The sequence below is a fragment of the Paenibacillus sinopodophylli genome (assembly GCF_005930355.1).
Classification (GTDB): Bacteria; Bacillota; Bacilli; order Paenibacillales; family Paenibacillaceae; genus Pristimantibacillus; species Pristimantibacillus sinopodophylli.
The window spans coordinates 1-1598 of sequence record NZ_VDBO01000041.1; the positions used below are offsets into that span (position 1 = coordinate 1).

A 1598-nucleotide genomic window follows, 5' to 3' on the forward strand; every position below is an offset into this window, starting at 1 on the left:
TCAGTCATTAAGGCAATATCAAAAAGCCTTTTTACTGGGACGTGTTAATCGCAAGCCAACCGCTAACGATAAACGTGACGAGAAGTGGAAACCACTTCCTGAGAAGTAACATTCGTTTCACTGACGGGCAATGAGAGCTAATTAAGCATATTTTAGAAACTCATTTATTATCGAATCAATGTTTTCTTTTTGTTTATTCGCCTCAGCGCTAATGATAAAAAAAGATGGTTGCGACGCTGGCGATCACAGTTAGCGATGCGACTCCGCATAATAATAAGTGGAAACCGAAAAATAAGTATTAGAGCAGATGAATTTGTTGTGAAAATATTAATTAATCAAAATTAGTCAATCTTGCAACACTCTTGCAACATCTCGTCATATGGAAATCTTTTGCTAAATAACAGAACTTTGCTTTACCCAATTCATTTTGTTGGTCGTCAATGTATGAAATGAATCGAATAGGAGGTATCGAATTTGGATGAAAAAAAATATTAATTTTGGGTATATTATTTTGCTGTTTTTTATATGCACTATTTTAAGCAGTTGTGGGAGAGACAATATGAACTCAAATAAACCGTCGATTAACTTCTCCGAACTTATTGAAAATGAAAATATTGCTGATATTATTTTAACAATTTACTATGTAAACCCGTTCATCCTTACTCGTCAACCTTGGAGTGTTGGTAATTTAATTAATTCACAAAGTGTTAAAAAAATTGTCATTAGCGGTAGTGACTTGGAAGAACACTTTGATTTATTTAATCAGATAAACAATGATGTTTTGATACCAGTTAAGAAGGAATCACCAAATTTGGATGTCCGATTGTATTATGTGCTTGATAGCAAGAAAAATGGAAAATTATTTGATGTTGCTATGTGGGGCGGTGGAAGAGAGGGCAACACCATATTTTTCAATGGGTATGAAGTTATAGGTCATGGCATTTTTTACGATGTCGTAATGTCTTTTTTACCTGAAGATGCAGTCAAAGAATTTGAAAAGTGGAAAAATGAAGGGCAAGCAGGAGAGGACAGGCCATAGTGATTTAAAATGTGAAGCAATAGAATGATTAAACCTTTATAATAAACATATTTCCCCTCGACCAATATTTAGAATGAGTAGATTGAATGATAATCGGTAAATAATGAATAAATGTATATAAATTATTATATGTCGCTATTGCTCCCCCCTCAGTGGCGAAGAGAGAGCGAATTCCTACATTGTCAAACGGGTATAGCTTAGCCGTGATGTGAATGCTAAAACAAGCCTTATTCTTAGCTAAGCCCTAGTTAATTAGGTCCTGAGATGTTTGAAAAATATTTTCGGACTACATGCGAGTATTACTCCATGTGGTTTTCTTTTTGTTCACATAAAGCAAAATGAAGGCCAACTATATTATGAACTGCACCCGAATTGTTAGATACGATCTAATATTGGAGTACATTTTATAGCCCATATGTTGTAAATGGAGTGCTAGGAAATATCTTTAACTGCAATAATAACGACTTAGACAGGGGATAATTTTCATGTGAGAAGAAGATACGACATCAGTAATAATCAATGGAATCGATAATTCTTTTAAGAAAAAAACCTACAGGTT

The 1598-nt window shown here is 34.0% G+C and carries 1 protein-coding gene; it reads left to right on the forward strand.

What is annotated here, in order from left to right:
- The first annotated feature begins 478 nt into the window (after positions 1 to 478).
- Positions 479 to 1039 (forward strand): hypothetical protein, encoded by a 561-nt coding sequence (locus tag FGT79_RS30525; protein ID WP_138756582.1) that lies wholly within the window; start codon positions 479 to 481, stop codon positions 1037 to 1039.
- Positions 1040 to 1598: the final 559 nt, after the last annotated feature.

Excerpts from the sequence above, each read along its gene's own strand:
- FGT79_RS30525 (WP_138756582.1), top strand. The coding sequence starts at position 479 with ATGAAAAAAAATATTAATTTTGGGTATATTATTTTGCTGTTTTTTATA.